Here is a 26,612-nt window from a genome sequence, read left to right on the forward strand (position 1 = left end):
GCTCCTTACTCCGTGCAACTTGGATAAATAGTGCAGACGCGGCCATCAGGCATTTTGAATGTGCTGAAGTCGGTGTAATTGCCGTTGCAATAGGCATGGGGATCGTCATATCCCTCACCCAGGCATCGCTTCCAGCCATTCGGAACTTTCACCCACGTATCCCCCCATCCGGGTTTCTCTTCCTCTGCCAAGGTGATTTTCATCCTCACGGTTTTGCCCGGCAGTTGATCAGGGCTAAAAGCCCCGAAGGTCTTGCCATAAGCTCGTGATCCCGAGGCATCGACTGTTCTGCAATCAAGGATCTTTCTGAGAATTCGCGGTTTACCCGAGGTGCGAAACCACCACTCACACTGACCATGGAACGTGCTTTCACCGGCTTCGTTGAACACACCTTTGAACTGCTCCTCCAGATCATCACGGATGAAAACCATGGCTTCGTCACGACTGAAGTCGCTCCAGTCTCTGCCGTATGCCGAATTGATCTCCAGCTCGATTCGCCTCACGACCAACGGACACCCCTTAACCGTCTTGCGAATCGTGATCTCGGCATCCGGCTTGTAGTCCGTGCGCCACTTGCTGTTGAACACCGGGGCAAGGTTGTCGCGTCTGTCGAGGGTGCAGGTCTGGCCTTTCTCGGGTACGTAATAAACCGCCGCGACGTAGGCAAATCCCGGCGGTAGATCGGCTGTAAATTTGAAAGTGTTTGGCGGTTCGGTCTTGCAGCCTCCCAGTGCCGCGAAACAGCCGATCAGACCGAGGCTTTTGAGCTGAATCTTCATGAGGGCACCTCCGCGTTCCAGTGCTTCGAGAGCTGGTAAACCCGATCAAAGTGTTCATCCGGCGTTTCGTCCGGTCGGGCTTGCCAATGGGGCGCGAGATTCGGAGTTTGCAGGCTCTGGACCAGCAGAAACTCCAGCCGCTCCGGCGCCAGCCAGTCCCAGGCTTGGGCCTGCGTCAGTCGTTCACGCAGCCAGATATGCGGATCCTGAACACACGCCAACGCGGAATAAGCCTGCACATGCCCGGCCAGCAGAAAGCGGTGGGCATTGGCCAGGCGAATCTCCATGGCTTGCTCATCAGGCATCGGCAGTTGCAGCCACGGTGGTGCGTCCGGCACGGGGTAGCTGCCCGGCGCGGGGTTGTCGGTCATCTGCCAGTGCGAGCCCTGCCAATGGCAAACGCTGATCGCCGGCCCGAGATACGCCGGTAATGCCTCGGCCGGCAGATGCTCCAGCGCCCGGGCCAGCACCCGGTTGTCGTGAAAGCGGTACAGCGCCTGATGCGGACGGACGCCGACGATCAGCCGCTCCTGCCAGTGCCGGACCCAGGTCTTCAACTCGCCTTTGCCCAGGCTGGCCAACCATCCCCAATGGCTGTCCGGTCTGTCGAGCAAGGCGTCGAGACGGCGGTCGTCGGGTTGGTCGAAGGTGAAGAGGAATGGGCCGGTGTCTGCCAGTTCGGCGACTACGGTTTCGCTGTAGAGGCTGGCGTATTGCTCGTAACGGCTGCTTTTCAGCCAGCGCTGGCGCATGTCGCGTTCGTTCTGCGAGTCGAGGACCAGGCACAGGAGGCGACCGGCGCGGTGTTGTTCGACCAGCCAGCGTCGTGCAAGGGAGTCGGTCATGCTGCGGCCTCCGGGATCGTGCACGTGCCCGCACGGCAGGCTTCGCAGATCGGGCAGAAATCCGAGCCAAGGGTTTTGCTGGCGGTCATCAATGCCTGTTGCGAGGGCGCCACTAATGGCGGCAAAGGTGCTGGAGCCGACAGGTCTTCAATACCGTCGGGCTGCAACAGCGGGGCGCGCAGGAAGGGAGCGGGCACGCCGCCGATCAGCAGGTCGCTGCTGCCGTAGAGGCCGCTGTGATCGAGGATAAAATGCTCGCCACCGACTTTGAGACTGATGCTTTTCCCGGCCTCCAGAACCAGATGTTCGCCAGCGCTGAGGCACAGCTGTCCGGCGGCTTCGGTTGTCAGTGATTGACCGACCCGAGTGTGGCTGCTGTCGCCGACGTGCAGGTAGTCGCTGGTTTTGAGATGGGTCTTGCGATGACCGGTGACAGTGCAGTGTTCTTCCGCGTGCAGCGCGCTGAAACTGTTGCCCCTGATGGTTTCCCGACGTTGGTTGCCGATGTCCAGATGACAGTCGTTCTCGACCTTCTGTAGCAGGTCGCGCTGGGCGCGCAGGTAAATCTGCTCCTGGCCCGCGCGGTCTTCGATCATCAGCTCGTTGAAGCCCGTACTGTCCGGCGAACTGCGGGAGCGAAACACGCTGCGGGTCTTGTGCATCGGCAGCTCGTAGGGCATCGGGTTAGCGCTGTTGGTCAGGCAGCCGCTGATCACCGGATGGTCGGGATCGCCGTGGAGAAAGGTCACCAGCACTTCCATGCCCACGCGCGGGACGATCACGCTGCCATGGGCATTGCCGGCCCAGCCCGAGGCCACTCGCAGCCAGCAACTGCTTTTGTCGTTTTGACGGCCCTCGCGATCCCAGAAGAACTGCACCTTGACCCGGCCATACCGGTCGCAATGGATTTCCTCGCCTTCCGGGCCGGTAACCACGGCGGTCTGGGTCGAGCCGATGCGGGGTTTGCGGTAGCGCAACGGCGGGCGGTAGATCGCCTCCCAGGGCGTGGCCTTGAAGTGGTTGCGATAGCCCTGAATGAAGTCCTTCTCCGGGCTGAGTGGCGTGTGGCTGCCGGTTTCCTCCAACACTTGCGGTTGCTTGCCCTCGTGCCGGATTTCGGTCAGCAGCCACAAGTCGTTCAATGCCGGATCGGGATGTTCGGTCAGTGACAGAAAATGCCCCGACACCAGCGCCGGTTCGTTGCTGTCGCCTTCGCCCAGGCAGTCATCGGCGCGCTGGCGCTCCAGGGCCCGCCGGGCCAATCGCTTGCCGTGCTCGCGAACGAGGTAGCGTCCCGGATACTCGTATACCTCAAGCTCTGGCTGAAGGTGTTGATCAGGTTTTCGGGCATCCGCTTCCAGCGCCATCCGCGCCTTTTTAAAGTCATAGGCGCGGCTGGAGGCATGGTTGGGCCGGGTTTCGAGACGGTAGTCGAAACGCTGGATCACCGGCCTGTCGGCGACCATGGCGTTGTGGGGTTTGAAGCGTGTTGGCCGAGAGAGGCGGGGAAACACGGTCTGGTCGTCGCCAAATACCAGCAGGTGCCTGTCGCGGCTGTGCCGGAAGTGGTAGTGCAGGCCGTCTTCCTGACACAGGCGCTGGATGAAGTGCAGGTCCGATTCGTTGTACTGCACACAATATTCACGATCCGGCAACGGCTCGCCGAGCTTGAACTGGTAGAGGTCAGCGTGAATGCCGTGTTCTTCGAGAATCTGCGCGAGGATTCGTGGCACGCTCAGGTTCTGGAAAATCCGTTGATTGACGCGATGACGCAGATTGGCCAGCCGAGGGGCCAGGGTCAGGCTGTATCGCGTCAATCGCTTGCCGATGTTTCCCCGAGCGATGTGCTGGACCTGTCCGTGGATGCCGTGGCCCTGGTCATCGAAAGCAAGAAAGGCCTGTTGGTGCATCAGGCCTGGCAGATCGGCATCCGGTCTGGTGCTGACCAGCTCGACCTTGAAGGCAAAGGGTTCGCTGACGGCTTCGGTGCCGGTGAAGGAAAGCACCTGAAAATCGTGTTTAAAATCGTCGGTCGTGAGGCGAAAACGAGCATTGGCATTGAACATCCGTTGTTCCTTGTCCTGTGACGGATTCGGAACAACGCTATCAAGGTCATCCGGGAAATGATGTCGGACGTTTCCCAATAAAATGGGTTGAAGTGCCCGGACTACAAGGGCCTGACCTTGTTCCTACATCTTTTTCCTACAGGGCTTCGCGCGGATTTTGTAGGGCGCCGGTAGCGCATCAGTTGAAGGAAATGCAGAAGTAGCCCAATTGCGGATCTCGCCCCATCGCCGGCACCCGTGACACGAAGATGTCCTCCACTCGCCCGAGTTCCGGCAGTTCCAGTGCGCACAAACCGTCGACAAACTCGGTCGGCACCAGGCTGTTGAATTCGAGGCAGAAGGGCATGCGTTCGCTGAAGCGGGTTTTCGCCGCAGGGACTTCTTCGAGGTATTCGATCTGAATCGGCAGCGCTGTGCCGTCCGGCAGGTGCAGCGTGTGTTGTTGTCCCAGCAATGCCTGGGCGTGTTGGATCTGAACCGCTTGCAGCATGGTCTGACTCCAGTGACGAGAGAAGCGGCCGGGGGCCCGAAGCCCCCGGCGGTTGTTCAGTTGCGTGAAGGGAAGAGGCCGTTCAGGGCAACGCTGAAGTTGAGGACCAGGAAGGGGTTCATGATGCCCAGCGGCTGACTGCCGCCGGTAGAGGAAATGTCCCCGGTGACGGTGGTGGTCAGGCCTTTGATCGGAATCGGCGTGGCGCCTTGGGCGTCGGAGTAGATATTCGCCGAGCCTGGGCCGCCACCGGAGGCGCCGATGTAGGAGTTGGTGGCGGTTGGCGTGGTCGCCGGATTGCTCGCGGGTACGGCCAGTTTCAAGGCCGTATTGGCGGTGAGACCGGTCATGGCGTGCGTATGATTGGGCATGTTGGCAATGGTGGCGGTGACACTTTCGGTACCGGACACTTCACCGATGACACGTGGCGTCAGCCCCAGCCCGGCCCCCTGAGCGATCATCGTGCGACCTTGCAGATTGGGCAACTGAAAGTTGGTCGTGCCATTACCGCCGTAGTAGGTACCCAGCAAGGCAAACAACGCCTGGTATTGCGAGATGCCCAGGATTTGTCCATTACACAAGGCCCAGCCGCTGGGAGCGAAGTTGAAGGCGAACGGTTGAATCGTACCCATAAAGACTTCCATGGTTCCTCATCCTTCTGTTATGTGGTCGGCGCGCCGCGCGGTAGCCTCTACTGCCGGGCAGGTCGAAACGCTTCACTGACTCCTTCCATTTGCGCGGGCAGGTCACGCCAAGCCGTAGCGTAGACCCGGATCGACGGACTTGCCGGACGTCGTCGTGGCCGCGCGTCGGCTTCAGCTCTGGCCTACAGTGTGCGCAATGAATGGCGCTGTTTTTTTACTCGGAATACCGTAAGGGAAGGTTGATGGAAGCGCGTCGCGAGACTCCGCTGGGGGATACCCAGGACCCGTTTGCCGCACCGAATGCCGGTGTCCGGCGTTTGCTGCGCTGGGCTCGCCAGCAGTGGCTGATACCGATTCTGCTATTGGCGACGGTCGTGCGTTTTTATGACCTGACCGCTGCCGCGATCTGGGGCGATGAAGGCTCCAGCCTGCTGCTGGCGAACTATTCGCTGGGCGGCATCTGGGAGCATGCGGCGTTCGATGTGCATCCGCCGTTTTACTTCATGCTGCTGCATGGCTGGATCGGGTTGTTCGGCGACGGCATCCTGGCGATCCGCAGCCTCAGCGCCCTGGCCGGCATCGCCACGGTCGGGCTGGGTGTGTGCCTGGTCGACCGTCTGGCCACCCGCCGCGCCGCGATCATCGCCGGGGTGCTGCTGGCGCTGCTGCCGACGGCGGTGCGCTACAGCCAGGAAGTGCGCATGTACTCGCTGCTCGGCCTGCTGCTGATCGGCACCACCCTGGCGTTGATCTGCTGGATCAGGCGCCCGCAGCGTCGCCGGTATCTGCTGATCTATGCGCTGCTGATGACCGCCGCGCTGTACACCCATTATTTCGCCGTGCTGGCGGCGCTGAGCCACTGGCTGTATCTGGGGCTGATCCGCTTGCTGCCGGGTTATCGCCTGCGGCATCTCCAGCGCAAGGACTGGTGGCTGGCCAACCTGGCCATTGTCGTGCTCTACCTGCCATGGCTGCCGAACCTGCTCGGTCTGATGCAACACATGGAAGAGCTCAAGGCCGGTGGCGATGTCGGCTGGGAAGATCCGGTGACCCTGTCCTCACTGCCGTCGATGATCTGGCTGTGGTTGATCCAGAACGATGGTGACCATCTTCCGCTATTGCTGTTCGGCGGTGTGCCGCTGGCCTTGCTGGTGCTGGCGGGCGTGGCCGTTGCCCGCGACCGCAGCGTGAATCATGGCAGCGTGCTGCTGGCGCTCTACACCGGTGTGCCGTTGCTGCTGGTGTTCGCGGTGTCTTTCATCAGCCCGGTGTTTATCGAGCGTTATCTGACAGCCTATGCGCTGGGATTGCCGATGCTGGCGGGGCTGGCCATCGATCGTTTGTACAGCCGTGTTCGTGTGCTCGCGATAGCGGTGCTGGTATCGCTGATCGGGGTCGAGATGATCGGGGTGAACACCAACGCGACGGTCGATCCGAACGACCAGTTCAATGTCATGGTCGATCACATCAACCGCCACTTCGTCAGCGGCGACCGGATCGTCACCAGCGACATGCTCTGGTACTTGAGCTACGTCTACTACAACCGCACGGATGCCCAGATCCGGTTGTATACGCCGCCCGCCGCCGATGGCCGTTCGACGCGTCCGAACCACTATGGTTTCGGCACGCTGGTGTCCGATGAGGTCTATCTGGATCGGCTGGGGGATCTGCCGAAGGACAGCGCTCGAGTCTGGTTGATCGGCGATCTGGACGTGGATGTACCCGATCCATTCGTACCCTTGCCGCCGACCTGGGAATTGCGTGATCAGACCCACGCCGGTGGAGCGAAAGCGCGACTGTTTTCGTTGAAAACCGCGCAAGAAACAGAAGCCAGATGACTTAAACGCTTCACCTTTTTATTCGCGATAAAAACGGATTTTTATAATCCGTTTTGCTCTATTTTGATATCAAAACACTACTAGTCGAAAGGGTATTGTTGGACTACGCTCGTCGGACAAAGGGACTTACAAATACGGTGAAGGGATGCAGCAGTTCCACTTTATCTCCGGCTTGCCGCGCTCGGGCTCGACCCTGCTTTCTGCGATCCTTCTGCAGAACCCGCGTTTTCATGCCGGCATGACCAGCCCGGTCGGCGCACTGTTCTCCGGTGTCCTTGAACAATGCAGCGCCGGCAGCGAATTCGGCGCGGTGATCGACACCGAGATGCGCCGTCGCCTGCTGCGCGGGCTCTTCGATTCCTACTACGCTGACAAGGCCGACAAACCGGTGGTGTTCGACACCAATCGGCAGTGGAGCTCACGCCTGCCGGCCATCAGCGACCTGTTTCCCAAAGCGAAAGTCATTGCCTGCGTGCGCAACGTCGCCTGGGTGATGGACAGCCTGGAACGGCTGTACCGCGCCAACCCCTATGAAAACACCAAGCTGTTCGGCGATGCCGTCGAGCGCAACACGGTCTACAGCCGCTGCGAAACCCTGGCCCAGCGCAACCGTCTGGTGGGATTCGCCTGGGCGGCGCTCAAGGAAGCCTATTACGGCGAGCACGCCGATTCGCTGCTGATCGTCGATTACGACTTGTTGACCCAGGCCCCGGAGCGCGTGCTGCGGCTGGTCTACGACTTCATTGGCGAGCCTTGGTTCGAGCACGATTTCGAGCACCTGGCCTACGACGCGCCAGAGTTCGACCAGGCCCTTGGCGTGGCCGGCCTGCACAAGGTCAAACCCAAGGTCGCCCTGCAGTCCCGGCGCACGATTCTGCCGCCGGACCTGTTCAAGCAATACGCCGATTTGTCCTTTTGGCTCGATGGCTCAGCCAGCGCTGCCAATGTCATTCGTATGAAGTCCGACGCCGCGATCAGTTGATTGCGGCGTTTTTCATTGATGCGTTACAACTGTTCGAGTCCGGGTGAGCAACATGTGGTGGAGCAAGCAAAAGTCGCGGGTAACCGAAGGGCAACGGACGCTGGCTGCGCCGCTGATCATGTCGCTGGAACCACGCATGCTGTTCGACGGCGCCGTCGCGGCCACTGTCGCTGATACAGCCGCCCAGGCCGACAGCCACCCCACCGCCGATGCAGCCAAGGCGCCGACGGCCGATCATCCGGTCGCCAGCAAGGACACCCACGGCCAGGCCGATGCCACGCCTGCCGCCAGCCCTGTCGCGGTACCGGGCCAGAGCGTGGTGTTCGTCGATGCCAGGGTCAAGGATGCCGACAGCCTGCTCAAAGGTGTCGCTCCCGGAACGCAAGTGGTCAAGCTCGATGCCAGCAAGGATGGTTTGCAGCAGATCGCCGATTACCTCGACCAGCACTCGGGCGTCAGCTCGGTACAGATCATCGCCCACGGCAACGCCGGAGACCTGTGGCTCGGCAACAGCTACCTGTCGGCGGACAACGTTGCGCAGCGCAGCGCGGTACTGGCGGAAATCGGCAAGGACATGAACGTCGGCGGCGACATCCTCATTTACGGCTGCTATACCGCCGAGGGTGACCGAGGCCTGAGCTTCGTCGATTCGCTGGCGCAATTGACCGGCCGCGACGTGGCGGCATCGAACAACCGCACCGGTGTGGGCGGCGACTGGGATCTGGAAATCGCCACGGGCAAGATCGAGAGCGCCAACGTGCTGTCGACCCTGTCGATGAGCGAATACCAGTGGGGCCTCGCCACCTGGACCGCCACCAACAACGCGAACACCGGGGTCGGCTCGCTGCGCGCAGCGTTGGCCTCGGCGCAGAACGGCGACATCGTGACCTTCGGCACCAGCATGACGGTGCAGCTCACTTCGGAATTGTTGATCAACAAGAACATCACGGTCGATGGCGACCTGAACAACGACGGTGTCGCCGACGTCACGCTCGATGGCCAGTACAAGACCCGGGTGGTGGAAATCACCTCCGGCAGTACGGTAACGCTTGATGGCCTGGTCATCACCCGGGGCCTGGTCTCGGGTAACGGTGGTAATGGCGGCTACGGCGCAACCGGCGCCATGGGCGGCGGGATTTTCAACGCCGGCATCCTGACCCTGAATAACGTTTCGGTCACGGGTAACGCGGCGGCCGGCGGTGGTGGCGGCGGCGGTGTCACGGGCGCCAACTACGGCGGCGGTGGCGGCGGTGGCGGTGGCCTTGGCGGTCAGGGCGGCGGCCATGGCGGCACGGCCGGGCCAGGCACCGGTACGCTGGGCGGCCAGGCCGGCAGCGGTGGCGCCGGCGGCTACGGCGGTGGCTATGACGCAACGCACATGGGCGGACGCGGCGGCTCGACCACCGGCGGCGCCGGCGGTGTGGGCGTGTCCTATTACAGTAACGGCGGCAACGGCGGCACGGCCAACAACGGCACCATTTCCATTGGCGGCGGCGGTGGCGGCTCCGGTTGGGACAAGGTCGGCGGCGTCGGCGGCAACGCGGCCGGCGGCATTTACAACGCCTCGACCGGCACCCTGAAAATCGTCGGCACCTCGGTCATCAGCAACAACATCGGTGCAGGCGGCGGGGGTGGTGGCGGCAGCGGCCAGGGCAGCAACAACCTGAACGGCGGCGACGGCGGTCGGGGTGTCGGTGCGATCTGGAACCAGGGCGGCACGGTACTGATCACCGCCGCCAACTTCAGCGCCATCAGCGGCAACGCGGCCGGCAGCGGCGCCGGCGGTACGGAACTGGGCGGCGGCGTGACGGGCTCTGTACCGTTGGCCTTCGCGGCGATCTACAACAATGGCGGCACGCTCAATACCGCCTATGTGGAACCACCGACCGCGACCATCGTGATGTCGGACACAGCCCTGAAAATCGGCGAAACCTCGCTGGTGACCATCACCTTCAGCCGGGCAGTCACCGGGTTTACCAACGCCGACCTGACCATCGCCAACGGCACGCTGACATCGGTCAGCAGCAGCGACGGCGGCCTGACCTGGACCGCGACCTTCACGCCAACCAACAACATTACCGACAGCACCAACCTGATCACCCTCGACAACACCGGGGTGACCGCAATCAGCGACGGCGTGGCGGGTGTCGGCACGACCAGCTCGGTCAATTACGCGATCGACACTGCACGGCCGACCGTGACCATCGTCATGTCCGACACGGCGTTGAAGATCGGCGATACCTCGCTGGTGACCTTCACTTTCAGCGAGGCGGTGACCGGTTTCACCAACGCCGACGTGACCATCGCCAACGGCACATTGACGGCGGTGAGCAGCAGCGACGGCGGCATCACCTGGACCGGAACGTTCACCCCGACGGCCAGCATCACTGATACCACCAACCTGATCTCCCTGGACAACACCGGTATCGCCGACCTGGCCGGCAACGCCGGCAGCGGCACCACTGATTCGGCCAACTATGTGATCGATACTGTGCGGCCGACAGCGACCATTGTCGTTGCCGACACCAATCTGGCGGCGGGTGAAACCTCGCTGGTGACCATCACCTTCAGCGAAGCAGTCAGCGGCTTCACCACCGCCGACATGACGGTGGCCAACGGCACCCTGAGCGGACTGAGCAGCAGTGACGGCGGCATTACCTGGACTGCTACGCTGACGCCGACCGGCAGCATCACTGACACTACCAACCTGGTCACCCTGGATAACACCGGGGTCGTCGATCTGGCCGGCAACGCCGGCAGCGGCTCCACCAACTCGAACAACTACGCCATCGACACCGCGCGGCCGACCGCGACCATCGTGGTGGCTGACAACGCTCTGAAAATCGGCGAAACCTCGCTGGTGACCATCACGTTCAGCGAAGCGGTGACCGGTTTCACCAACGCAGATCTGACCATCGCCAATGGCACGTTGACGGCGGTCAGCAGCAGCGACGGCGGCATCACCTGGACGGCAACGTTCACGCCGACCGCCAGCATCACCGACGCGACCAACCTGATCACCCTGAACAACACCGGCATCGCTGACCTGAACGGCAACGCTGGTGCCGGTACGACGGATTCAAACAATTACGCGATCGACACCCAGCGTCCGACCGCGACCATCGTGGTGGCTGACAACGCTCTGAAAATCGGCGAAACCTCGCTGGTAACCATCACCTTCAGCGAAGCGGTGACCGGCTTCACCAACGCCGACCTGACCATCGCCAACGGCACGTTGTCGGCCGTCAGCAGCAGCGACGGCGGCATTACCTGGACCGCGACGTTCACCCCGAGCGCCAACATCACCGATGCCACCAACCTGATTACGCTGGATAACACCGGCATCGCTGACCTGGCCGGTAACGCCGGCAGCGGCACCGTCGATTCCAACAACTACGCCATCGATACCCAGCGTCCGACCGCGACCATCGTGGTCGCTGACAGCAACCTCACGGCCGGTGAAACGACTCTGGTGACTTTCACCTTCAGCGAAGCGGTGACCGGTTTCAGCAATGCCGACATTGTGGTTGCCAACGGCACCCTGACGGCGGTCAGCAGCAGCGACGGGGGCATCACCTGGACGGCAACGTTCACGCCGAACGTGGGCATCAACGACGCGACCAACGTGATCGGCCTGGCCAACACCGGCATCGCCGACCTGGCGGGCAACGCCGGCAGCGGCACGACCAACTCCAACAACTACACCATCGACACTGTGGTGCCGACCGCGACCATCATCATTTCTGACAACTCACTGAAAATCGGCGAGACCTCGCTGGTGACCATCACGTTCAGCGAGGCGGTCACCGGTTTCACCAACGCTGACCTGACCATCGCCAACGGCACATTGACGGCGGTCAGCAGCAGCGACGGCGGCATCACCTGGACGGCAACCTTCACGCCAACCAGCAACATCAACGACGCCACCAACCTGATCGTCCTGGACAATACCGGCGTACAGAACCTGTCGGGCAACGCAGGTAGTGGCACCACCGATTCGAACAATTACGCGATCGATACCGTGCGGCCGACCGCCACCATTGTGGTCGCCGACACCACGCTCGGCATCGGCCAGACCAGCCTGGTGACCATCACCTTCAGCGAAGCGGTGACCGGTTTCACCAACGCCGACCTGACCATCGCCAACGGCACGTTGTCGGCCGTCAGCAGCAGCGATGGCGGCATTACCTGGACGGCGACGTTCACGCCGGCGGCCGGTATCACCGACACCACCAACATCATCACACTCGACAACACCGGCATCGCCGATCTGGCGGGCAACGCCGGCAGCGGCACCACCGATTCCAACAACTATGCGATCGACAGCCAGCGCCCGACCGCGACCATCGTGCTTTCCGACAGCAACCTCAGCGCCGGTGAAACCTCGCTGGTGACCATCACGTTCAGCGAAGCGGTGAGCGGTTTCACCAACGCCGACCTGACGATTGCCAACGGTACGCTGACGGCCGTGAGCAGTAGCGACGGCGGCATCACCTGGACGGCGACGTTCACCCCGAACGTGGGCGTCAACGACGCCACCAACGTGATCGCCCTGGCCAACGCCGGGGTCGCCGACCTGGCCGGCAACGCTGGCAGCGGAACCACCAGCTCGGCCAATTACACCATCGACACCGTGCTGCCGACCGCGACCATCATCGTGGCCGACCCCAGTCTGAAGATCGGTGAGACCTCGCTGGTGACCATTACCTTCAGCGAGGCGGTCACCGGTTTCACCAACGCCGACCTGACCATCGCCAACGGCACGTTGTCGGCGGTCAGCAGCAGCGACGGCGGCATCACCTGGACGGCCACCTTCACGCCGACCACCAACATCACCGATGCCACCAACCTGATTACGCTGGACAACTCCGGTGTTCAAAACCTGTCGGGCAATGCCGGCAGCGGCACCACCGATTCGAACAATTATTCGATCGATACGGTGCGCCCGACCGCCACCATCGTGGTCGCCGACACCGCGCTCGGCGTCGGCCAGACCAGCCTGGTGACCATCACCTTCAGCGAAGCGGTGACCGGTTTCACCAACGCCGACCTGACCATCGCCAACGGCACGCTGAGTGCGGTGAGCAGCAGCGATGGCGGCGTCACCTGGACGGCCACCTTTACCCCGGCGGCCGGTATCACCGACACCACCAACATCATCACGCTGGACAACACCGGCATCGCCGACCTTGCGGGCAACGCCGGCAGTGGCACCACCGACTCCAACAACTACGCGGTCGACAGTCAGCGCCCGACCGCGACCATTGTCATGAGCGACTCCAGCCTGCGGCCGGGTGAAACGTCGCTGGTGACCATCACGTTCAGCGAGGCGGTGACCGGATTCGACAATTCCGACCTGAGCGTCGCCAACGGCACGCTGAGCAACGTCAGCAGCAGCGACGGCGGCATCACCTGGACGGCCACGTTCACGCCAAACATCGGTGTGACCGACCTCACCAACCTGATTGTCCTGAACAACACAGGCATCACCGACCTGGCCGGCAACACCGGCACTGGCACCACCAGTTCGGCCAACTACCAGGTGCAGACCCTGGTGCCGACTGCCACCATCGTGGTTGCCGACACGTCGCTCAAGGCCGGCGAAACCTCGTTGGTGACCATCACCTTCAGCGAAGCGGTGAGTGGTTTCGACAACAGTGACCTGAGCATTGCCAATGGTACGTTGAGCAATGTCAGCAGCAGCGACGGTGGTATCACCTGGACCGCGACCTTCACGCCGACGGCCAATATCACTGACGCCACCAACCTGATCACCCTGAACAACGCCGGGGTGGCCAACCTGTCGGGCAACAGTGGCATCGGCAACACCGATTCCAACAACTTCGCCATCGACACCGCGCTGCCGACCGCCACCATTGTGGTCGCCGACAATCGCCTGGGCATCGGTGAAACCACCACCGTGACAATCACCTTCAGCGAAGCGGTGAGCGGTTTCGATCTGTCGGACATCAGCGTCGCCAACGGTGCGCTGTCGAACCTGACCAGCAGCGACGGCGGCGTGACCTGGACGGCGACCTTCACGCCGACAGCCGGGGTCAACGACGCGACCAACCTGATTCTGATCGACACCGCAGGTGTCCAGGATCTGGCCGGCAACCTTGGCGCGAGCATCGCCATCTCCAACAACTACATCCTCGATGCGACCCGGCCGACGGTGAACATCGTGGTCGCCAACCCGCATCTGGGCATCGGCCAGAGCACCACGGTGACCTTCACCTTCAGCGAGGCAGTGAGCAATTTCGACCTGTCCGACCTGAGTGTGACCAACGGTGACCTGAGCAACCTGACCAGCAGCGATGGCGGCAAGACCTGGACCGCGACCTTCACGCCGACCGCGAATGTCACCGACCCAAGCAATTTCATTGCCCTGGACACCAGCAACGTCACCGACCTGGCGGGCAACGCCGGCAGCACGGTGGCGGTGTCGAACAACTATGCCCTCGACAGTGAGCGGCCGACCGCCACGGTAGTGGTCGCCAACCCGAATCTGGGCGTCGGCCAGACCTCGCAGGTGATCATCACCTTCAACGAAGCGGTGACCGGTTTCGACCTGTCGGACCTCAGCGTGGCCAACGGCACCTTGTCCGACCTGAGCAGCAGCGACGGCGGCAAGACCTGGACCGCTACCCTGACGCCGAACGCCAACGTCAACAGCGCCAGCAATGCGATCAGCGTCAACAGTGCCGGGGTCAGCGATCTGTCCGGCAACAGCGGCAGCGGTGTCAGCAGTTCCGGCAATTACGTGATCAATACAGTGCCGGCGGTGACGCCAACGTCGCCGTTGATCGTGGTGACGCCGGATCCGGAGTTCCGCAGCAGCGATCCGGTCGTGCAGCCACCGGCACCCTACGTGCCGCTGCAACCGATCATCTTTGCGCCGCCCACCGGCAACCTCGGTTCACCGCTGACCTTCGCACCTTTGTTCGAACAGCGGGTGATCGGCGACGGTATCCGTCCGCTGGGCGATATTTTCATCAACCACGGTGCGTTGAGCCCGAGTTTCATTGCCCAGGTCTTCACCAGCAGCGACAGCAGCGGTGACGGTTCCGGCCATGGTTTCCTCGGATTCGGCGGCGGCGATGGCGGGGTGTTCGGCAGCAGCACGCTGTCGAGTCTGTTCAATCAGGACAGCGCCGCCGACCGGGATTCACTGAACGCTTTCGACAGCCACTCGATCCGGGGCGGCGACGTGTCTCAAGGCCTGCGCGGTGTGTTCGGCGCGCCGACCCTGGGCCAGCAACTGCAACAGATCAAGGACAGCGAGCAGCACCGGGTCGACAACCTGGCGGCGGCTCTGCAACAGGTCGGCATCAGCGAAATGCCGGCCTGACAACACACAACAACTCAATATGTGCGGGACCTAGGGGCGATCCAGGGATGAAGAAAAGTCAGAAGTTGTTCGGCGCCAGCCTGCTGGCGCTGGCGATCAGCGGATGTGCAGTCACCAGTGAACCGATCGAACGCAGTGTCAGTGAGCAACGGGCCCGAGCCGACCTGCAAACCATGTACAAGGGTCAGGAACCGCTGCGCGGTCCGCTGACCCTGCATCAGGCCATGGCCCGTGCCGTGAAGTACAACCTTGAAGGGCGTTTGAAAATCATGGAGGAAGCGCTGGCCAAACGGCAGCTCGACCTCGCCAGTTTCGACATGCTGCCGCGCATGGCGCTGGACGCCGGTTACGTCGGACGCAACAACGTCAGCGCTTCCAGCAGCCAGAGCGTACGCACCGGCACCCAGTCTCTGGAACCGTCGACCTCCCAGGACCGCGACCGCAACGTCGCCGACCTGACCATGGTCTGGAACGTTCTCGATTTCGGTGTCAGCTACATCAACGCCAAGCAACAGGGCGACCAGCGTCTGATCGTTCAGGAGCGCCGGCGCAAGGTGATCAACACCATCGTTCAGGACGTGCGCTCGGCCTATTGGCGAGCGATGGCGGCCGAACGTCTGCTCAAGCAGATCGACAGCCTGATGGCGCGGGTCGACGGGGCCCGGCGCAACAGTGAAAGCATGAGCGAGCAGCGCATCGGCGATCCGGTGCAGTCCCTCGGTTATCAACGTTCGCTGATCGAAGCCACCCGACAGCTGGAAGAACAGCGCCGTGCGCTGTCGCTGGCGAAAACCGAGCTGGCGACCCTGATCAACCTGCCGATGGGCACCAACCTGACGCTGGCCACCGACGACGGTTATCAGATCCCGGAACTCAAGGTCGATATCGCCAAACTGGAACAGGAAGCCCTGACCAGCCGTCCGGAACTGCGCGAGCAGGATTACCAGACCCGAATCAGCGCCGCCGAAACCCGCAAGGCAATGTTGCGCATGCTGCCGGGCCTGGAGTTTTCCGCCGGCGGGCACTACGACAGCAACTCGTTCCTGGTGAACGACCGCTGGGCCGACTATGGCGTGAAAGTGACCTGGAACCTGTTCAACGTGATCTCCGCCCCGGCGGCCATCGACGTGGCCAAGGCCGGTGAAGAAGTTGCCACCGCGCGCCGTCAGGCCATGTCGATTGCGGTGCTGGCGCAGTTGTACGTGGCCAACGCCAACTATCAGGAGGCGCTGCGTCAGTTCAAGACCAACCAGCAACTGTCGGACATCGACGGGCAAATCGTCGGCCAGTTGCGTAACCGTCATCAGGCGGCGGGCATTGGTGAACTGGATCTGATCCAGGGCGAACTGAACAACCTGCAAGCGGACTTGCGTCGCGACCTGTCCTACGCCGATCTGCGCAATGCCTATGGCCAGATCTTCGCCAGTGCCGGGCTCGATCCGTTGCCGGATCAGGTGCAGTCGACCGAAGTGCAGTCGATCGCCACCGCGCTGGCCAACCGCGAAGCGGCGTGGGCGTCGGGGGATATTTCGGTGCCGGTGGCCCATGCCTCCGCGAAGTGATGTGCTGGCGCCGACCGCCAGCATCAGCCGTGCACAACGCGAGGCCCGCAATGGCCATCGCGGCACGGCCGTGTTGCTGACCGGTTTGCCGGCGGCGGGCAAATCGACCCTGGCTCAGGCGCTGCATGCCGAACTCTTCGAGCGAGGCCTGCAAAGTGTGGTGCTCGACGGCGATGGTTTGCGCGTCGGGCTTAACCGCGACTTGGGATTCACCGATGCCGACCGACTGGAAAACATCCGCAGGGCCAGTGAGCTGGCGGCGTTGCTGGTGGAGAACGGGCAGATCGTGATTCTGGCGATGATCGCGCCGCTGGTGGAGTTGCGTGAAGTGTTCGCCCGACGCCTGGGTGATGACTATCGCGAAGTCTGGTGCAGCGCCGCGCTGGCGGTGTGCGAACAGCGCGATCCGAAAGGGCATTACGCCCGGGCGCGACGCGGCGAGCTGCCCGGGTTTACCGGCGTGTCGGCACCTTACGAGCCACCGGCCCAGGCGTCGCTGGTACTCGATACCGGATCGCTGACGGTCGAGGCCTGCCTTGACCGCTTGCTGACCTGGCTCGGCGAATCCGCGGTGTTGCCCAGGACATGAGCCGGCCGGCGTTTTCACGGCTGCCGGTGGCGGTTGATTTGCCACTGCTGTTGCAGGCACTGGCAGCGATTGAAAACGATGCCTGGCGTGGTCATTTCAATACCGCCTATTTCGCGGGCGACTGGAGCGGCGTGGCGCTGATTTCCGCTGCCGATGCGCTGACTGAACTGTCCCCGGGAACCGCCGAACCTGTGCAGCGTGCGCCTTGGCTGAAGGATCGCCGCTGGCAGCGGGCGCTGCGTGATCTGCCGCTGGATATCGTCAGTGCCCGGCTGCTGCGGCTGGGGCCAGGCGGGCAGATTCACGAACATCGCGACTACGACCTCGAGGGGCCTGACGCGGATTTTCGACTGCATATTCCGCTGCTCAGCCCACCTGCCGTGGACTTCTGGCTCGACGGTCTGCGCATGCCGATGTCGGCGGGCGAGTGCTGGTTTCTCGACCTTGCGCGGCCGCATCGGGTCGATAATCGCGACAGTACGGCGCGGGTTCATCTGGTACTCGATTGCCGTCCCGGCACCTGGCTGGAGCAGATGATTGCCGAGGGTTTGCCGAACACGCCGCAGCCTGATGCCGAAGACTCGGCGTTGCGGCGGTTTCATCGTCTGCTGGCTGTGGATCCTTCGTTGTCGGCGACCTTGCAGGCATTGCACGACCCCGAAGCGTTCATCAACCAGACACTGGCGTTGGCCGCAGAGCATGGCTTGTCATTCTCCCGGGAAGAACTGGAGGCTGCGATGCGCAAGGGGCGCCGGTCGTGGAACGAACAATGGCGAGCCTGAGTTTCGACGGCTGGCTGCCGATTCGCATCTGGAAAGACACCGGCCAATGGCGGGTGGACTGGTGCTGGTTTGGCGATACACCGCTGCATCAGCCGTTTTTTCGCGATGCGGTGGAAGAAGCGCTGCGGCTGCCGTTCAATCAGGCGTTTCGCCGGCAAACACCCTTGGCGGCACTCACGGATTGGCAGGCGCTCAGTCCTGGCCTGGCGCCGAGCGCCTTAATCCTGCACGCCTCGCGTTGCGGATCGACGCTGATCAGCCAGATGCTCGCCCGACTCGACGATCACATCGTGATTTCGGAACCGCCGCCCCTCGATGCCTTGCTACGCAGCGATCTGCCGGCCGTCGAACGCCGTGCGGCTATCGCCGGGTTGCTCTCGGCCTACGGTCAGCGCCGGCGCGGCAGGGAGCAGCGGCTGGTGATCAAACTCGACGCCTGGAACATCGGTGAATGGCCGCTGCTTCAAGAATGCTTCCCCGATACGCCGTGGCTGTTTGTCTACCGCGATCCGCTGGAAATCGCCGTTTCGCATCTGCGTCGCCCGGGCATGCACATGGTGCCCGGCATGCTCGGCGAGTGCGTGCTGGACGACAACTTGCCATTCGAAGGGCGTGAGGACTTCATCGCCCGGAGGCTGGGACGTCTGCTGGAGGCGGGGCGTTTGCACTGCGCTGATTTCGGCGGACTGGCTGTGAATTACAACGAGTTGCCCGAGGCGATGACGGGGCGGTTGGCGAGGTTTTTCCAGTTGAGTGCCGCGCAATGTGAACACGCCATGGCAGGCACGGCGCAGCACGCGAAACAGCCGTCACAGGCGTTTGTCGCCGATGGCGAAAGCAAGCGCCGTGAGGCTTCCACGCTGTTGCAGGCGCAAGTGGAACGTTGTGCGCGAGCGCCCTACGAAGCGCTTGAACGCCTGCGCGCGCTCACGATTTCGCCGACAGATCCGCCATCCCCTTGAGCAATTCGATCGGCAACGGAAAGACGATGGTCGAGCTCTTGTCGCCGGCAATCGAACTCAGGGTCTGCATGTAACGCAACTGCATGGCGCCTGGCTGGCGCCCGAGCATTTCGGCGGCCTGCATGAGTTTTTCAGAGGCCTGCAATTCACCTTCGGCGTGGATCACCTTGGCTCGCCGTTCCCGTTCGGCTTCAGCCTGTTTGGCGATGGCGCGCACCATCGATTCGTTGAGGTCGACGTGTTTGATCTCGACATTGGCGACCTTGATGCCCCAGGCGTCGGTCTGGGCGTCGAGCACTTGCTGGATGTCAATGTTCAGGCGTTCGCGTTCGGCCAGCAGTTCGTCCAGTTCATGTTTGCCGAGCACCGCCCGCAGGGTGGTTTGGGCCAGTTGGCTGGTGGCCATGAGGAAGTCTTCGACCTGGATGATCGCTTTTTGTGGGTCGAGCACGCGGAAATACAGCACCGCGTTGACCTTGACCGAGACGTTGTCGCGGGTGATCACGTCTTGCGGCGGCACGTCGAGAACAATGGTGCGCAGATCGACCCGGACCATTTGTTGCACCACCGGAATCAACAGGATCAGCCCCGGTCCCTTGACCTGCCAGAAGCGCCCGAGCTGGAACACCACGCCACGTTCGTATTCACGCAGGATGCGGAACGTCGAGCCGGCCAGGGCAATAAGCAACAGCAGCAGCGCGACAAAACCGATTTGCAGACCCATGATCACTCTCCGAGCGGTGCCGCGTCAGCCGCGGCCACTTGCAGCAACAAGCCCTTGCGTCCGACCACCCGCACCGGTTGCCCGGCGTGCAGCGGCGTCGCGCTCAGTACTTGCCAGCGTTCTCCCTGTAATTGCACCCAACCGTTGCGAGCGTCCTGCGGCTGCACGACCGTCACGGCCGTTACGCTGCCAAGCAGGCCGGCGTCGCCGCTGACCGGATGGCGCGGTCGAGTCTTCAAAGCGCGGATCAGTAGCGCAATCAACAGCAGGGCGCTGACCAGCCCGAGGCCGATCATCATCGGTACCGGCAGTTCGGCGTTGCCCAGGATCAGCGCGCCGATCACGAACATGACGATGCCGCCCAGGCCGATCACGCCGTAGTTGGGCAGCGCGGCTTCGGCGATCAGGAACGCGATGCCCAGGGTGATCAGCCACAGGCCGATGGGGTCGACGGCGTGCAGCGGGGTGTCCGCAGCCAGGGGCGATCCGCTCAGCAGCATCAACAGGACAAACGCACAGCGACGGGTGTTCACGTGACCCTCCGGGAGAGTCAGGGGTTCTTTTTACAGTCTAGTTGAGCCTGGGGCTGGATGAATTCTGATCAAATTTCCCGTGCCGCCAGTGGGCGGAATTCCCTTCATTCGCAGCGTGCCCGACTAGACTTTCAAGGACAGGAACAACGTTCATCATCGCCCGCCGCGCAGCGTCGACGGGCACCGAGGTGCATCATGCGTATGGCAAGAAAAGTGCAAAGCAGCCTGACCCGGGCGCAATGCGAATATGACGTCCTCTCCCATCCGCACTCGAGCAGCAGCCTGGAAACGGCGCGGGTTTCGGGGATTCCGGCGGATAGAGTGGCCAAATCGGTGATCCTTGACGACCACCACGGGCATTACCTGATGGCCGTGCTGCCCGCCAGCCGCCATCTGGACCTGAGCAAAGTGCGCACCAGCGGCGAGTGGCAGATCACCCGCGAAAGTACCCTGGCGCACCTGTTCGACGACTGCGAACGCGGCGCGGTGCCGCCGCTGGGCGACTCCTATGGGCTGGACATGGTCATCGACCCCTTGGTGACCCGGCAAAAAGACATTTACCTGGAGGCCGGCAACCACAACAACCTGCTGCACATGAGCATGCCCGAGTTCCTGAAAATGGTGCCGCATGCGCAGGTGCGGGAGTTGAGTCAGTAGTTTTTGTTAGCGTCTGTGCCGACGCCAATCGCGAGCAGGCTCGCTCCCACAGGTTCTGCAATGAATCTGTGGCAGTGTGGCTTGCTCGCGAAATGTTTTCATCCACTGAATCTTCGAAGGAGTAGAACAATGGAAAATCCGACGCACAGCCTCCCGTCCCTGTTCAAACAACTCGGCCTGCCCAACGACCCGGTCAGCATCGACCAGTTCATCGCCACCCATTCCCCGCTCAAGCCCGAACTGCACCTGTGCGACGCGTTTTTCTGGACCAAGAGCCAAGCGGATTTTTTGCGGGACGAGATTCTCGATGATGCGGATTGGGCGGAGGTGGTGGATCAGTTGGATGTGATGTTGAGGAAGGGGCGGGCGGGGTAATCATCGAACCTATTCCTTGGTAGTCATAGCTCTCAGGGAAGAGAACTTCGCTTCAACCTCAAGATTGGATAAGCCGATTCCGGAGGCCATTGATTCACGGGCAATGCTGACTTTTTGCTCTAAAAATGCTGCGTACGCTGATGTGTCGGGCAGACGTTCAATCGGATGTTGTTCGGAATTCGGGTTCTCGGTCGTGAATTTCATCGCCATGGTTCAGTGCTCTCGGATGTCGGTGTCGGCGCAGTTTCAACGAGGGGAATTTCTTGTGCTCAAAGCAATTTGTTTCAAAACTTGACTGAATTTCCCCTCCAATGCCATATTGATAGTTAGCAAACTAACAGTGTGTGCATTCCCTCGTGCCGAATACCCTCGACGCCCTCCAGATGAACATCAGCAGTGCCATGGTGGTAGCCGCCAGGCATTGGCGGAAGATCTGCCAGACCACGCTGGTCAACTATGGAATCTCCGAAGCCTGCGCCGTCCCGCTCTTGATGATCGGGCGTCTGGGGGAGCGCGTGCATCAGGTGCAGGTGGCGCAGGCGGCGGGGATCGAGAGCCCTTCGCTGGTGCGGCTGCTCGATCAGTTGTGCCACGCCGGCTACGTCTGCCGCACTGAAGACCCGCAGGATCGCCGGGCCAAATGCCTGAGCCTGACCGACACCGGTCGCGAGCTGGTGCAAGCGGTGGAAGTCGAGCTGGTGCGTCTGCGTAATGAGGTGCTCGAAGGCATCGACCAGAGTGATCTGGAGGCTACGCTTCGTGTACTGAGAGCTTTTGAGGCGGCCAGCCCGCCAGCGGTGATCTATCCGTGAACGGCTTTTTTTCCGGCATTCCTCCGGCTCGGGACTGGTTCTACGGGATCCGTACGTTTGCAGCCTCGATGATCGCGTTGTACATCGCCTTGCTGATGCAGATGCCGCGTCCTTACTGGGCGATGGCCACGGTGTACATCGTTTCCAGCCCGTTCCTCGGGCCGACCAGTTCCAAGGCGTTGTACCGGGCGATCGGGACCTTTCTCGGCGCTGCGGCGGCGGTGCTGTTCGTGCCGATGTTCGTCCAGAGCCCGTACGTGCTGGTGGTGGTCATTGCGTTGTGGACCGGGATTCTGCTGTTCCTGTCGCTGCACCTGCGCACCGCCAACAATTACGCGCTGATGCTCGCGGGGTACACCTTGCCGCTGATCGCCCTGCCGACGGTGGATAACCCGCTGGCGGTCTGGGATGTGGCGGAAGCGCGTACCGAAGAGATCTTCCTCGGCATCGCGGTGGCGGCGGTGGTCGGTGCGATGTTCTGGCCACGGCGCCTGGCGCCGGTGTTCAACGATGCGGTGGGTAAGTGGTTCGCCGATGCGACGACCTACAGCCTGAAATTCCTCAGCCGCGACGTGCAGCCCGAAGAAGTCACCGCCCTGCGCATGGCCATGGTCGGCAGTTTCAACAGCCTGGAGTTGATGATCGGCCAGTTGCCGCACGAAGGTGCGCGACCGCAGACGGTGCGTAATACCAAGGAACTGCGCGGGCGGATGATCCACCTGCTGCCGGTGATCGATGCACTGGAAGATTCGCTTTACGCCCTCGAACGGCGCACGCCGGAACTGGTGGAAAAATTCGCGCCGTTGCTCAGCGCTACTCGCGAATGGCTCGGCTATAAAGATGCCGATCTTGACCGCTGGCAAGCCCTGCGCGATCAGCTCGAAGCCCTGCAACCCAGCGCCGAAGCCCTTGAAGATCGCAAACAGTTGCTGTTTTCCAACGCGCTGTACCGCCTCGGCGAATTCATCGATCTGTGGCAGGACTGTCGCAGTCTGCAGGAAGCGATCCTGTGCGATCGCCAGGACAGCTGGCGCGCGGTCTATCGCCATTGGCGGCTCGGTCGCCTGACACCTTTTTTCGACCGTGGGCTGATGCTGTATTCAGCGACCTCGACCATTCTGGCGATCATCGTCGCTTCGACATTGTGGATTCTGTTGGGTTGGACCGACGGCGGCAGCGCGGTGATTCTGGCAGCGGTGTCGTGCAGCTTCTTCGCCTCGATGGACGACCCGGCGCCGCAGATTTACCGGTTCTTTTTCTGGACCGGGATGTCGGTGCTGTTCGCCAGTCTGTACCTGTTTCTGGTGCTGCCGAACCTGCATGACTTCCCGATGCTGGTGCTGGCGTTTGCCATCCCGTTCATCTGCGTCGGGACCCTGACGGTGCAGCCACGGTTCTATCTCGGCATGCTGCTGACGTTGGTCAACACCTCGTCGTTCATCAGTATCTCGGGCGCTTACGATGCGGACTTCTTCGCCTTCGTGAACTCCAACCTGGCGGGCCCGATGGGGTTGTTGTTCGCGTTTATCTGGACGCTGATCGCCCGGCCGTTCGGCGCCGAACTGGCGGCCAAGCGCCTGACCCGTTTCAGCTGGAAAGACATCGTCAGCATGACCGAGCCGGCGAACCTCGCTGAGCACCGGCAATTGGGCGTGCAACTGCTCGACCGCCTGATGCAGCACCTGCCGCGTCTGGCGCTGACCGGCCAGGACACCGGCATCGCCATGCGCGAAGTGCGCGTGGGGCTGAACCTGCTCGATCTGCTGGCCTACACCCCGCGCGTGACCGGCGTGCCGAACGCGTTGCTCAAGCAAGTGGTGGCCGAGGTCGGCGATTACTTCCGGGCCTGTCTCAAGGCCGGCGAACGCCTGCCGGCGCCGAGCCCGTTGCTGATGACCATGGACCGCACGCGCCGTGCGCTCAACGGCCACGGCGATGAAGAAACCCGACTACACCTGTTGCACGCCTTGAGCGGTTTGCGTCTGGCGCTGTTGCCCGGCGTTGAATTCGTTTCCAGCGCCGAGCCCGAAGAACCGCTGCCCGAAGGAGCGCCCCTATGATCGGTGACCTGGACATCAGCGGCATTTTCCTGCCGACCCTGCTGGTGCTGATGGGCATCACGTATGTGTTGTTTGTACTGGTACATGGCGTGCTCACACGCCTGCATTTCTACCGTCTGGTCTGGCACCGGGCATTGTTCAACGTGGCTCTCTACGCCGTGATGCTGTACGGCGTGGACTCACTCAGTCGATACCTGATGACATGAAAAAACCGTTTTTGACTATCGGTCGCGTGATGCTGACCTTGCTGATCGTGACTTTCGCCGTCGTCGTGGTCTGGCGCATGGTGATGTATTACATGTTTGCGCCCTGGACCCGTGACGGTCACATCCGCGCCGACATCGTGCAGATCGCCCCGGACGTGTCCGGGCTGATCCAGCAGGTCGAGGTCAAGGACAACCAGTTGGTGAAACGTGGCCAGGTGCTGTTCAGCATCGATCAGGACCGTTTCAAACTGGCGTTGCGTCAGGCCAAGGCAGCCGTTGCCGACCGCGAAGAAACCCTCGCCCAGGCCCAGCGTGAAGCCAAGCGTAATCGTGGTCTGGGTAATCTGGTGCCGGCCGAACAGCTGGAAGAAAGCCAGTCGAAGGTCGCCCGCGCGCAATCGGCACTGGCCGAAGCGCTGGTGACGGTGGACAGTGCCCAGCTCAACCTCGACCGCTCGGTGATCCGCAGCCCGGTCGACGGCTACGTCAACGACCGTGCGCCGCGTTCGCAGGAATTCGTAACGGCCGGGCGTCCGGTGTTGTCGGTGGTCGACAGCAATTCGTTCCATATCGACGGCTATTTCGAAGAAACCAAACTCGACGGTATCCACGTCGGTCAGTCGGTGGATATCCGCGTGATCGGCGACCGCGCCCGCTTGCGCGGGCATGTCGAAAGCATCGTCGCCGGCATCGAAGACCGTGACCGTTCGAGCGGCAGCAACCTGTTGCCCAACGTCAACCCGGCCTTCAGTTGGGTACGCCTGGCGCAGCGGATTCCGGTGCGCATTGCCTTCGATGACGTGCCGGATGACTTCCGCATGATCGCCGGGCGTACCGCCACGGTGTCGATCATCGACGATAAACAGCAGGAGCCCGCGCAATGAACAGGGCCCTGATGATCGCCGGGCTGGGCGTGATGTTGTCGGCCTGTTCCATGGTCGGGCCGGACTATCACCTGCCGGGTGACGCGGCGATCCAGCGCAAGGATTTTCAGGGCGATCTGGCGGTGGCCGGCAAGCCGGTTGTCTCGTCGCCGGTGCCGGCGGACTGGTGGCGGTTGTATCGCGATCCGCGACTGGATCAACTGGTGCAGCAAGCCATGGCGTCCAACACCGATCTGCGGGTGGCGGCGGCGAACCTGTCGCGGGCCCGTGCCCAGGTCGATGAGGCCGAGGCAGCCGGTGGCTGGAGTGGCGGTGTGAAAATGGGCGCCCAGCGCTTGCAGGAGTCCGGTCAGGCGTTCCTGCTGCCGGAGAAAGTCCCGGTGGCCAACGTCGCCGACATCGGCATCAGCGCTTCCTACCAGTTCGACCTGTGGGGCGTTTTGCAGCGCGGGATCGAAGCGGCGAAAGCCAACGCCGATGCAACCCAGGCCGCTGCCGACACCGCACGCATCACCCTGGTGGCCGACGTGGTTCGGGCTTACACCCAGGTTTGTGCGGCCAACGAAGAGCGGGAAATCGCCCAGCATTCCCTTGACCTGCAATCCCAGAGCACCACGTTGATCCAGCGTCTGCGCGATGCCGGGCGCGGGGACGAAACCCAGGTCACCCGCTCGCAGACCCAATTCAAGTCCTTGCGCGCCGACATGCCGCGCTATGAAGCGGCGCGTCAGGCCGGGTTGTTCCGCTTGTCGATGCTGCTGGCCAAACCGGTCGATCAATTGCCGGCCGGCACCGCGACCTGCGCCGAACTGCCGAAAATTGCCCAATTGGTGCCGGTCGGTGATGGCGCTGCACTGCTCAAGCGTCGTCCGGATATCCGCCAGGCCGAGCGTCGACTGGCGGCCGCGACTGCCGGGATCGGCATTGCCACCGGCGAGCTGTACCCGGACATCAGCATTGGCGCGACCATCGGCACCGTCGGCATTGTCTCCGACCTCGGCGACCCGTCGACCAACCGCTGGGGCTTTGGCCCGTCGTTGAGCTGGAAGGTGCCGACCAACGGCGCCCGGGCGCGGATCCGTGAAGCCGAAGCCTCGACCCAGGGCGCACTGGCGCACTTCGACGGCGTGGTGCTGAACGCCTTTCGCGAAACCCAGACCGGTCTGGCCCAATACACCGCGCTGTTGCAACGCCGCGATGCGCTGGCTGATGCCGAGCAGTCGGCGAAGCTGGCGGCTGACCAGACTCACCGCTTCTTCCAGGCGGGCCGCGAGTCGTTCCTCGCCGACCTGCAAGCCACTCGCACCTACACCGATGTCACCGCGCAACTGGCCGCCGCCAACACTCAGGTTGCCATGAGCCAGATCGATTTGTTCCTCGCCCTCGGCGGCGGTTGGGAAAGCGGACGAACGCAAGCCTCGAGCGCCAGCAAACCCTGAGGCCGTTGCTATGCTTTGAAGTATTGAAGGGG

The 26,612-nt window shown here is 62.4% G+C and carries 22 protein-coding genes; 14 read left to right on the forward strand and 8 right to left on the reverse strand.

The window, feature by feature from the left end; translation table 11 throughout:
• Positions 1–5: 5 nt before the first annotated feature.
• From AC07VV_RS15925 to AC07VV_RS15945, 5 genes are all read right to left on the reverse strand, one after another.
• A complete protein-coding gene (locus AC07VV_RS15925; RefSeq protein ID WP_495036769.1) occupies positions 6–779 on the reverse strand; it encodes a hypothetical protein in 774 nt (257 codons plus the stop codon).
• Entirely contained in the window at positions 776–1,624 is an 849-nt protein-coding gene (locus AC07VV_RS15930) for a DUF4123 domain-containing protein (RefSeq protein WP_495036770.1), read from the reverse strand. The genes AC07VV_RS15925 and AC07VV_RS15930 overlap by 4 nt, the downstream gene beginning before the upstream one ends.
• Complete coding sequence (locus AC07VV_RS15935) at positions 1,621–3,690, reverse strand: type VI secretion system Vgr family protein (RefSeq protein ID WP_495036771.1); 2,070 nt, start codon at positions 3,688–3,690, stop codon at positions 1,621–1,623. Before AC07VV_RS15935 ends, AC07VV_RS15930 begins: the two co-directional genes overlap by 4 nt.
• Positions 3,691–3,868: 178 nt before the next feature.
• Entirely contained in the window at positions 3,869–4,180 is a 312-nt protein-coding gene (locus tag AC07VV_RS15940) for a DUF6916 family protein (protein ID WP_096823021.1), read from the reverse strand.
• Positions 4,181–4,236: 56 nt separating this feature from the next.
• Positions 4,237–4,824, reverse strand: a complete 588-nt coding sequence (locus AC07VV_RS15945; protein ID WP_495036772.1) for a phage tail protein — start codon at positions 4,822–4,824, stop codon at positions 4,237–4,239.
• 242 nt (positions 4,825–5,066) lie between these two features.
• Between AC07VV_RS15945 and AC07VV_RS15950 the strand changes: the two genes are divergently transcribed.
• From AC07VV_RS15950 to AC07VV_RS15980, 7 genes are all read left to right on the forward strand, one after another.
• Positions 5,067–6,662, forward strand: a complete 1,596-nt coding sequence (locus AC07VV_RS15950; RefSeq protein ID WP_495036773.1) for a glycosyltransferase family 39 protein — start codon at positions 5,067–5,069, stop codon at positions 6,660–6,662.
• Between the two features lie 145 nt (positions 6,663–6,807).
• Positions 6,808–7,644 carry a sulfotransferase family protein gene (locus tag AC07VV_RS15955; protein WP_282188249.1) on the forward strand — a complete coding sequence of 279 codons (837 nt, stop codon included), beginning with the start codon at positions 6,808–6,810 and terminating at the stop codon, positions 7,642–7,644.
• A gap of 52 nt (positions 7,645–7,696) precedes the next feature.
• Entirely contained in the window at positions 7,697–14,995 is a 7,299-nt protein-coding gene (locus tag AC07VV_RS15960; RefSeq protein ID WP_495036774.1) for an Ig-like domain-containing protein, read from the forward strand.
• A 47-nt stretch (positions 14,996–15,042) separates the two neighbouring features.
• The gene (locus tag AC07VV_RS15965; protein ID WP_495036775.1) at positions 15,043–16,557 is read left to right on the forward strand and encodes a TolC family protein; all 1,515 of its coding nucleotides are present in this window, start codon (positions 15,043–15,045) and stop codon (positions 16,555–16,557) included.
• Positions 16,541–17,146 carry an adenylyl-sulfate kinase gene (gene cysC / locus AC07VV_RS15970; protein ID WP_495036776.1) on the forward strand — a complete coding sequence of 202 codons (606 nt, stop codon included), beginning with the start codon at positions 16,541–16,543 and terminating at the stop codon, positions 17,144–17,146. Before AC07VV_RS15965 ends, cysC begins: the two co-directional genes overlap by 17 nt.
• Positions 17,143–17,928 carry an aspartyl/asparaginyl beta-hydroxylase domain-containing protein gene (locus AC07VV_RS15975; RefSeq protein ID WP_495036777.1) on the forward strand — a complete coding sequence of 262 codons (786 nt, stop codon included), beginning with the start codon at positions 17,143–17,145 and terminating at the stop codon, positions 17,926–17,928. The genes cysC and AC07VV_RS15975 overlap by 4 nt, the downstream gene beginning before the upstream one ends.
• On the forward strand, positions 17,916–18,890 hold the full coding sequence (locus AC07VV_RS15980) for a sulfotransferase family protein (RefSeq protein ID WP_495036778.1): 975 nt from the start codon (positions 17,916–17,918) through the stop codon (positions 18,888–18,890). Before AC07VV_RS15975 ends, AC07VV_RS15980 begins: the two co-directional genes overlap by 13 nt.
• On the opposite strand, the gene AC07VV_RS15985 is transcribed toward AC07VV_RS15980, so the two are convergent.
• Positions 18,856–19,614 carry a slipin family protein gene (locus AC07VV_RS15985; protein ID WP_007957673.1) on the reverse strand — a complete coding sequence of 253 codons (759 nt, stop codon included), beginning with the start codon at positions 19,612–19,614 and terminating at the stop codon, positions 18,856–18,858. The two genes, AC07VV_RS15980 and AC07VV_RS15985, sit on opposite strands and share 35 nt — an antisense overlap.
• 2 nt (positions 19,615–19,616) lie before the next feature.
• Complete coding sequence (locus AC07VV_RS15990) at positions 19,617–20,147, reverse strand: NfeD family protein (RefSeq protein WP_495036779.1); 531 nt, start codon at positions 20,145–20,147, stop codon at positions 19,617–19,619.
• A 195-nt stretch (positions 20,148–20,342) separates the two neighbouring features.
• Between AC07VV_RS15990 and AC07VV_RS15995 the strand changes: the two genes are divergently transcribed.
• Both AC07VV_RS15995 and AC07VV_RS16000 read left to right on the forward strand, forming a co-directional pair.
• Positions 20,343–20,804, forward strand: a complete 462-nt coding sequence (locus AC07VV_RS15995) for an aminoacyl-tRNA deacylase (RefSeq protein ID WP_096821840.1) — start codon at positions 20,343–20,345, stop codon at positions 20,802–20,804.
• A gap of 129 nt (positions 20,805–20,933) precedes the next feature.
• Positions 20,934–21,179 carry a DUF2789 domain-containing protein gene (locus tag AC07VV_RS16000; protein WP_085712632.1) on the forward strand — a complete coding sequence of 82 codons (246 nt, stop codon included), beginning with the start codon at positions 20,934–20,936 and terminating at the stop codon, positions 21,177–21,179.
• 9 nt (positions 21,180–21,188) lie between these two features.
• On the opposite strand, the gene AC07VV_RS16005 is transcribed toward AC07VV_RS16000, so the two are convergent.
• The gene (locus AC07VV_RS16005; RefSeq protein ID WP_495036780.1) at positions 21,189–21,389 is read right to left on the reverse strand and encodes a hypothetical protein; all 201 of its coding nucleotides are present in this window, start codon (positions 21,387–21,389) and stop codon (positions 21,189–21,191) included.
• 173 nt (positions 21,390–21,562) lie between these two features.
• Here AC07VV_RS16005 and AC07VV_RS16010 point away from each other — a divergent pair, with 173 nt between their 5' ends.
• From AC07VV_RS16010 to AC07VV_RS16030, 5 genes are read left to right on the forward strand one after another with little or no spacing between them, the layout of a single operon-like run.
• Positions 21,563–21,991 carry a MarR family winged helix-turn-helix transcriptional regulator gene (locus tag AC07VV_RS16010; protein WP_249484589.1) on the forward strand — a complete coding sequence of 143 codons (429 nt, stop codon included), beginning with the start codon at positions 21,563–21,565 and terminating at the stop codon, positions 21,989–21,991.
• Complete coding sequence (locus AC07VV_RS16015) at positions 21,988–24,051, forward strand: FUSC family protein (RefSeq protein ID WP_495036781.1); 2,064 nt, start codon at positions 21,988–21,990, stop codon at positions 24,049–24,051. The genes AC07VV_RS16010 and AC07VV_RS16015 overlap by 4 nt, the downstream gene beginning before the upstream one ends.
• Complete coding sequence (locus AC07VV_RS16020; RefSeq protein WP_007957657.1) at positions 24,048–24,257, forward strand: DUF1656 domain-containing protein; 210 nt, start codon at positions 24,048–24,050, stop codon at positions 24,255–24,257. The genes AC07VV_RS16015 and AC07VV_RS16020 overlap by 4 nt, the downstream gene beginning before the upstream one ends.
• Positions 24,254–25,141 carry an efflux RND transporter periplasmic adaptor subunit gene (locus AC07VV_RS16025; RefSeq protein ID WP_495036782.1) on the forward strand — a complete coding sequence of 296 codons (888 nt, stop codon included), beginning with the start codon at positions 24,254–24,256 and terminating at the stop codon, positions 25,139–25,141. The genes AC07VV_RS16020 and AC07VV_RS16025 overlap by 4 nt, the downstream gene beginning before the upstream one ends.
• Positions 25,138–26,580, forward strand: coding sequence for an efflux transporter outer membrane subunit (locus tag AC07VV_RS16030; RefSeq protein ID WP_495036783.1), 1,443 nt, complete (start codon positions 25,138–25,140; stop codon positions 26,578–26,580). Before AC07VV_RS16025 ends, AC07VV_RS16030 begins: the two co-directional genes overlap by 4 nt.
• Positions 26,581–26,612 lie beyond the last annotated feature (32 nt).

It is taken from the genome of Pseudomonas sp. GW821-FHT02C04, assembly GCF_059421845.1.

Excerpts from the sequence above, each read along its gene's own strand:
- AC07VV_RS15940 (WP_096823021.1), bottom strand. The coding sequence starts at position 4,180 with ATGCTGCAAGCGGTTCAGATCCAACACGCCCAGGCATTGCTGGGACAA.
- AC07VV_RS15995 (WP_096821840.1), top strand. The coding sequence starts at position 20,343 with ATGCGTATGGCAAGAAAAGTGCAAAGCAGCCTGACCCGGGCGCAATGC.
- cysC (WP_495036776.1), top strand. The coding sequence starts at position 16,541 with ATGCCTCCGCGAAGTGATGTGCTGGCGCCGACCGCCAGCATCAGCCGT.
- AC07VV_RS15930 (WP_495036770.1), bottom strand. The coding sequence starts at position 1,624 with ATGACCGACTCCCTTGCACGACGCTGGCTGGTCGAACAACACCGCGCC.
- AC07VV_RS15975 (WP_495036777.1), top strand. The coding sequence starts at position 17,143 with ATGAGCCGGCCGGCGTTTTCACGGCTGCCGGTGGCGGTTGATTTGCCA.
- AC07VV_RS15950 (WP_495036773.1), top strand. The coding sequence starts at position 5,067 with ATGGAAGCGCGTCGCGAGACTCCGCTGGGGGATACCCAGGACCCGTTT.
- AC07VV_RS15980 (WP_495036778.1), top strand. The coding sequence starts at position 17,916 with ATGGCGAGCCTGAGTTTCGACGGCTGGCTGCCGATTCGCATCTGGAAA.
- AC07VV_RS16000 (WP_085712632.1), top strand. The coding sequence starts at position 20,934 with ATGGAAAATCCGACGCACAGCCTCCCGTCCCTGTTCAAACAACTCGGC.
- AC07VV_RS16030 (WP_495036783.1), top strand. The coding sequence starts at position 25,138 with ATGAACAGGGCCCTGATGATCGCCGGGCTGGGCGTGATGTTGTCGGCC.
- AC07VV_RS16025 (WP_495036782.1), top strand. The coding sequence starts at position 24,254 with ATGAAAAAACCGTTTTTGACTATCGGTCGCGTGATGCTGACCTTGCTG.
- AC07VV_RS15925 (WP_495036769.1), bottom strand. The coding sequence starts at position 779 with ATGAAGATTCAGCTCAAAAGCCTCGGTCTGATCGGCTGTTTCGCGGCA.
- AC07VV_RS15935 (WP_495036771.1), bottom strand. The coding sequence starts at position 3,690 with ATGTTCAATGCCAATGCTCGTTTTCGCCTCACGACCGACGATTTTAAA.
- AC07VV_RS16010 (WP_249484589.1), top strand. The coding sequence starts at position 21,563 with ATGAACATCAGCAGTGCCATGGTGGTAGCCGCCAGGCATTGGCGGAAG.
- AC07VV_RS15985 (WP_007957673.1), bottom strand. The coding sequence starts at position 19,614 with ATGGGTCTGCAAATCGGTTTTGTCGCGCTGCTGCTGTTGCTTATTGCC.
- AC07VV_RS15945 (WP_495036772.1), bottom strand. The coding sequence starts at position 4,824 with ATGGAAGTCTTTATGGGTACGATTCAACCGTTCGCCTTCAACTTCGCT.
- AC07VV_RS16005 (WP_495036780.1), bottom strand. The coding sequence starts at position 21,389 with ATGGCGATGAAATTCACGACCGAGAACCCGAATTCCGAACAACATCCG.
- AC07VV_RS15955 (WP_282188249.1), top strand. The coding sequence starts at position 6,808 with ATGCAGCAGTTCCACTTTATCTCCGGCTTGCCGCGCTCGGGCTCGACC.
- AC07VV_RS15965 (WP_495036775.1), top strand. The coding sequence starts at position 15,043 with ATGAAGAAAAGTCAGAAGTTGTTCGGCGCCAGCCTGCTGGCGCTGGCG.
- AC07VV_RS16020 (WP_007957657.1), top strand. The coding sequence starts at position 24,048 with ATGATCGGTGACCTGGACATCAGCGGCATTTTCCTGCCGACCCTGCTG.
- AC07VV_RS15960 (WP_495036774.1), top strand. The coding sequence starts at position 7,697 with ATGTGGTGGAGCAAGCAAAAGTCGCGGGTAACCGAAGGGCAACGGACG.